Origin of the sequence: Mesorhizobium sp. M7A.F.Ca.US.006.01.1.1 (assembly GCF_003997935.1) — a bacterium.
In the GTDB taxonomy this organism is placed as follows: Bacteria; Pseudomonadota; Alphaproteobacteria; order Rhizobiales; family Rhizobiaceae; genus Mesorhizobium.
Genome location: NZ_RZQL01000057.1, coordinates 24,175 through 30,174 on the forward strand (window position 1 = coordinate 24,175; position 6,000 = coordinate 30,174).

The window sequence follows — 6,000 nt, forward strand, 5'->3', positions numbered from 1 at the left end:
AACTCCCGCAAAGCGCTTGCACCGTCCCTACGCCAGTATGAACTGGATCAGGTTCAACGGGTCACTGCGCCGCGAAAGCCAGCAGTATCTCAGCCCCTTGCCGGGACTCCCCTGGTGAATGCCTTAGGTTGAACGGGCTGACGCTATCTTGTCAAGCGCATTCGGGCGCCTTCGGCCGGTGGCGACGACCGGCGGCCAGCCGGGCGGAGAGCTCGCGCATGCATCGGGGACAAGTCACGCCCCGTAGACCGGGGCTGAATGGCCAAAGCCTCATTCGCTTCGTGAAGGATGGAGAAACTGTATTGGCCATGTGCGCGTATCGACCAAGTAGCTCAGGCGGTCACGGATGTGGTTATTCTGGTCGAAGGTGACGAACGGCCTTGGGGGTCACCTCCTTTAGGATTCAGAGGTTGGAAGACGGCTTCTCGCGATCACGGCCATCAGGAAATACCTGTCTTCGGCTCAACCTCGACATGGCGTCCGATCGACCGCAGATATACAGCTATCTCGTTCATGAGATGATCGCGTTCGCCGTAGATTTCAGCAATCCTACGCAGCTGTGGCTCGACGGCCCTCCGTTGCGCTGGCGTGAAATCAGCATCGCCAAAGACGTATCCCAAGTTGCCAATCGCGCAAATTTTGCAGCCGGCGTCCACAACTGCTTGTACGAATGCCGGAATGTCTTTTTCTTGCATGGTCTTCATGTCGAACCTCTCGTGAATGGCGTGCTTGCGCCCCAATCTGCCTTTTCAGCGTGTCCTCTGGGCGGCGCAAGCCCTGAGCGTGACTGTGCACGGGCAACCTCGACTATCCCATCTGCCACGCTCTTTAGAATCGGTGGGGTCTGGTGATCGCAGGCTGGGCCACTCAAAAGCCTGCAAGAAGAAAGTCATGGCGACCATTGCTCAAGATCGCAAGGGTGCGTGCAAGACCTTCCGTTGGCAGTCATGCACGCTCGCTCAGAGATAGTCCGGCCGCGGAAATTCTCCCTTATTCGTAAGAAAGCTCATTGAGCAACTGGGCATTGAGCAACTGGGTCTCACGTCACGGGTCTCGTGTGCTTCACAGCCGAAAAATAGCCGCCGTGGCAATTCTCGAAAAGTGCAGGCTACCTCGTTAAGGACACTGCGGATGATCGTTCGCGCTTGGCAAAAGCGAACGGATTAGTCTATGGCTCTCGGCAGGGGGGCGAGTTATGCGGCGGGTGCGAATCCTTCAAGTAGGCGATATTCACTATCCGGACTGGCATCCTTCCTCTAGCAACATCGATGCCAAGGATAGCAAGTTCGCTCCGAAAATAACGCAGAAGCTACGCGCGTCTTCGCTGCGTGCCGTCTTGACGAAACTTCGGCGGCTGACGACTTCGAAGCCCTTGGATTCGATCGCCTTCATGGGGGATTTCACGAGCCGTGGCGACAAGACCTTCATTGCTTCGGCATTCCAGCATTTCACGTTGCTCTGCCGCGCACAGGGACGCAGTTCAAAGGCGCTTCCGTTGATATTCGTACCGGGAAATCACGATGTGAACCGTGATGACGCGCGCGAACTTGGACCGACTGAGAAATTCAGCGAAATGGCGAGTTTAGCCGCCCGCTTGGGTTGGCAGACCGTTCCCGTGGACCAACCCGTGCACTTCAGACTTCCGACAGGATCCGCAGGCGCAAACTTCATCCTCGTCAACACAGCGATAGGCAGTTGGGAGCTTCAAAACCTTCCCGCGTTCCTTCGTGATCGTCTCGAGGCACTCAGTCCTTCTACAGAGCCTCTAGATCTCGGCTCGCCGGACATCTCGGGACATTCGCCCGCGACACCTCCCAGCGATCCAGACAAGGAGGCGTCCGACGACGAGTATTACGGTCAGATGGACACGCCATACATCTCGCGTGAGATGCTTGCAGGCCTACAGGAATTGCTCCAGCAGCCCGACATGCGTTACGGCATCATAATCGGCCATCACAATCTGCTGCCACAAAAGACTCCGCGCATTACGCCATACGCGGAGATGCTCAACAGCGGATTTGTCAGAACTCAGCTGCTGCAGGGCAACAAGCCTATCGTCTACCTGCATGGACACATACATGCTGATCCGGTCGAGATCGTCAACGATCCAAGGTTTCCGGACGGCAAATTGATCTGCATCTCAGCACCAGAGATACAGTCAGGTTTCAATGAGCTCGTCTTCTTCACGACCGATCAGGGAGAGCTCGTCGGCATCCGACTTATACCCTACCGCACCAATGTCGCCGACGGGACGGTCATGGAAGGCGAACATTGCTTTATTTCGACCATGTCCAACGGCAAGGCCTTTCTGAACAACGACACGTTTGACCTGCTGCGCCGACTGCGCGACCATGCCACCAGGCGCGGGAATGGGTTACTCTTCTGGGACGAGATCACTGAGATTGCTGCCTCCGCCGAGCTCGGGCTAGATCTGGAAGACTCTCTTCTGATGCTCCAAGCGGCGCGCTTCATCGAGATAGACGGCCTCACCAAGGCAAACTCGGCTTGGCGCATTAAGGTAAGGGACGAATAGCGATGGAGAATCCGTTCGGCCCCAACAGGATCGAGTACGAAAGCCGCCCGATACTGTGGTTCAGTCAGAAGTCGGCGTTGATTTCTGCCGCCGCCAAGCCGGTCTTCGTCGCAGGGACGAGAGGCAGCGGCAAGACCAGCATTCTTCGCTCGCTTTCCACAGTCCATATTCTTGAAGACAAAAGTCTCTCGGACCAAGTCGGCAAGCTCGCTTGGTATGGCGTCTTCTTCCAGCTCAATGAGACATTCTCGCCCCTAATCGACAACGCCGTTCTGAACCTCATTCCGGAGCGGATACGCTTCGACACGGCCGCCGTGATCCCGCGGCAATTCGTAATCTTCTCTCACTATCTGGAGCTGAAGATAGTCGAACGCCTGCTCGAGAGCATCGGCCAGCTCAGACGCGACGGCCACTTGAAATACCGGGCCTCCGAAGATAGGGACGTCGCCCTGGCACTGCATCGCGAAGTGCTGCACTTCATACCCCAACCTGCCCGTCTCGACTTCTTCAGCATCGATGAGCTGCGGGGTGGGATAACCCGGTACGTCGACGAATGCTTCAACGCGTTCTTCTTTGCCGCCGATGCCGGAGCGACCGGCTTCAGAGCAACAGACCCTGGCGCGATCATTAACAAGGTCGCGACCGCGATCACTCCACTTTTAAATGGCCCATCTTTCGCCGGTGACAGGGCGCCCTTCTTCAAGATACTGATTGACGACTGTGAAGCACTGACACCGCTCCAACAGCAGTTCCTGAACACCTTGGTGAGAAAGACGCGCGGCAACGTGAAATGGGTCCTCGCCTACATCGGCGGCCTCTACGACACGATCCGGACGATCATACCCGGCCAGTCGCTCTCGAATGCTGACCGGGACGTCGAGAATCTTGATTCAGTCGATCCGAGGGAGTTCGCCACGCTGTGCGAGAACGTGTCGTCGCTTCGGCTGTACTATGCGCTTCCTGACCATCTGCGGAGTGATCTCGAGCGCAACGATGCGCTCAGCGCGTTTTCGCTCAAAAACCGGCTGGGGCGGCTTTCCGTCAATGACATCATCGAGCGGGTTATCATATCGGGTCATTCCGAGGGCAGAGAAGAGCTTGTGGCACTTGCTGATGCAGCACGTGAATTCCTCTCCGTGAATTTGAGGACGGCGGATCAGCAGCAATTCCTTCTTGATCGAAAAGCGCGCCCTTATGCCGAAGGGCTGGCGCTCGCGCTCATGAACCCGGAAATTAAGCGCCGGCCCATGAGCAAGGCGGATGCTTCAAATCTGAAGAGGTCGATCGCCCGGAAACAGGGATGGGCTTTTCTGAAAGCGTGCCAGATGCTGCGTCTGCATGACTACCCGTACGTAGGGCACCAGATCATCACATCATTGAGCGACGTCTGTATACGCGATTTCCTTGATATAATGGGAGAGATCTTCCGCCGCAGTGTTCCGAGTTCCAGTGATCCACGAAAACTGGTGGAATTCATCAACTCGGATTTACAGATTCATCTCGAACAGCAGAGACAGGCTGTGAACGCCGCCTCTCAACGGAAGCTTGATGGACTTCAGGCGCTTTCACATCCGTACGAAGAAGAGAGCGTGCGCATGGTGCGGGCGTTGGGTTACCTGACCGCTCGCCTCCAGACAGAGTTTGCCGAAGAAAATGCTCTAGGAACGACAGAGAGAGGCATTTTCAGGGTTGATCTAAAGGAAATGCGCTCGCTGGTGAACCGACTGGAGCAACCCAGCGGAAAACTGGACGAGGTCCTGCGTCGGGCGGAAAGGGATGGGTTTATCCGGGAGGTCTCCGCCGCCGGCAACTTTGAGGTGGACCGCGCCGACCCCGCATCGAAGGAGATGATGATCAGATTGCATCGGCGATTTGCACCTTACTTCGGGTTCTCCTATCGCGGCCCGTACGAAATCAACACAATCCCTGCGGCGCGGATGGTCGACCTGCTTTTTACCAGGCATCGGCTCCCAGAAGACTGGGCCGACTCGGTGTTTAAGGAGCTCGTCGCGCGGCCCGCACTCAAGACCGAATTCCAGCACTCGCTTTTCGAGAGCGATCTCGAATGACCGCTTCAACTGTCGAGTATCGAGTCTTCGGCCATCTGGCCGTCACCGAGAAGGCGAGAGATGCAGGTACCTGCGAAACGATGGAGGCAGATATCGCGATCGTCGCGCTTGGATGGGAAACGCGTTTCGCCGCGTTCGAAAACCATCTTGACCTGAAGGTCGGCAAGATCGTGGTTCTGGACTTTGCTCTGAAGGAAGCGAACGTCCCAGCCGTCGAAGAAAACCGGCGAAAGCTCATCGCTATGGGTACCCGATGGGGCGTCGAAGTGACTGTGATCACCCTCGAGCCTTCCATCGAGTATCAGAAGAACATCAATCTCCTCGATCACCTGCTCACTCAGATGGCCGCTTCATGTGGCTCATACGAAGGAAGCCTGCGGAAGGTTTTCGTCGAGTGCTCGACGATGCCGCGAATCTACATCCAATGGCTGATTGCGGTGGCATTCAAGAAAATGTCGATTCAGTCTCTCGAATTCGGGTACGCCGAAGGTATCTACGGGAACGCGATCGGCAAAGAGGATTTTTCCAGCGGCTTGGACCGATACGTCACCGTCCCTCATCTTCAAGGCAGCGGAGGAATGGGCGAAGAGAAAGTCCTGCTCGTGGGGATCGGAGGAGATGCCGACGTATTCTACGGATTGATCGATATCGTCAGTCCGGAACGGATCTCGCTCCTCGTCCCAAGAAGCGACAAGAATGCGCATATCGATGCTTTGCTCGATCAACAGGTGGCCAAGGTACGTGAAACCCACCGGCTCGAAGATGGCGAAGTTCGCGACATCCAGGCTTTCGGGCTGATGGCCCACCTCGATGCTTTCGAGACGTATCTCGACGGGTTCGGCTCGCGTGCGGTGGTGAACGTTTTTGTCAGCGGCCCGAAGGTTCAGGCCATCGCTGCTGCCGTGCTCGCCTGCTCCGACAGCCGCGTCCATCTCAAGGCAAGAATTCCCACCTCCTATGCCCATCGTGAAGTCTCAGCGAATGGGCGGTATCATATCTATAGGCTGATTGACCTGACATCCCCTGCCTGCAGCCTTCCCGGGACGTTCTGACACTATCTTGCATTCGAGTAGCATCATGGTCCCAGTAGCCGTTCCGCCAAGCCTTCAGCGCATGTTCGTGTCGCCCGATCCGGTCGATGGGGGGCTAATTCCCACTTGGAAGCTGCTCTACATCAGATCAGGGGGGAATGCAGACTGGCAGAATTCCGTCTAATTAGCGACTAGCTAAAACATATACTCAGGCGAGACTGTTCAGCATAGAAATAGTGAGTCGGCCGTGAACTATCCGCAAGCCATTGATCTGGCCTGTTGATTGAGGCGGATAGCGGCTTTGGAATTGCAGGATTAGCGGTATTTGGACGCTGTTTTCCTGCAATTCGGTTTTGCGATTCCCTTG

Annotated in this window: 4 protein-coding genes and 1 riboswitch; of the genes, 3 read left to right on the top strand and 1 reads right to left on the bottom strand. The window is 56.2% G+C overall.

Annotated elements, in window-relative coordinates:
* Positions 1 to 6: 6 nt before the first annotated feature.
* Positions 7 to 123: riboswitch (TPP riboswitch) on the bottom strand.
* Positions 124 to 440: 317 nt separating this feature from the next.
* The gene (locus EN943_RS12705; protein ID WP_082826710.1) at positions 441 to 704 is read right to left on the bottom strand and encodes a hypothetical protein; all 264 of its coding nucleotides are present in this window, start codon (positions 702 to 704) and stop codon (positions 441 to 443) included.
* Positions 705 to 1,195: 491 nt separating this feature from the next.
* Between EN943_RS12705 and EN943_RS12710 the strand changes: the two genes are divergently transcribed.
* The 3 genes from EN943_RS12710 to EN943_RS12720 are packed head-to-tail and all read left to right on the top strand — an operon-like array spanning position 1,196 to position 5,654.
* A complete protein-coding gene (locus EN943_RS12710) occupies positions 1,196 to 2,533 on the top strand; it encodes a metallophosphoesterase (RefSeq protein WP_063169413.1) in 1,338 nt (445 codons plus the stop codon).
* A gap of 2 nt (positions 2,534 to 2,535) precedes the next feature.
* Entirely contained in the window at positions 2,536 to 4,602 is a 2,067-nt protein-coding gene (locus EN943_RS12715) for a hypothetical protein (protein ID WP_063169412.1), read from the top strand.
* On the top strand, positions 4,599 to 5,654 hold the full coding sequence (locus EN943_RS12720) for a hypothetical protein (RefSeq protein WP_063169411.1): 1,056 nt from the start codon (positions 4,599 to 4,601) through the stop codon (positions 5,652 to 5,654). The genes EN943_RS12715 and EN943_RS12720 overlap by 4 nt, the downstream gene beginning before the upstream one ends.
* Positions 5,655 to 6,000 lie beyond the last annotated feature (346 nt).

What these genes read in the sequence shown, in the direction of transcription:
- EN943_RS12720 (WP_063169411.1), top strand. Translation starts at nt 4,599, where the DNA reads ATGACCGCTTCAACTGTCGAGTATCGAGTCTTCGGCCATCTGGCCGTC.
- EN943_RS12715 (WP_063169412.1), top strand. Translation starts at nt 2,536, where the DNA reads ATGGAGAATCCGTTCGGCCCCAACAGGATCGAGTACGAAAGCCGCCCG.
- EN943_RS12710 (WP_063169413.1), top strand. Translation starts at nt 1,196, where the DNA reads ATGCGGCGGGTGCGAATCCTTCAAGTAGGCGATATTCACTATCCGGAC.
- EN943_RS12705 (WP_082826710.1), bottom strand. Translation starts at nt 704, where the DNA reads ATGAAGACCATGCAAGAAAAAGACATTCCGGCATTCGTACAAGCAGTT.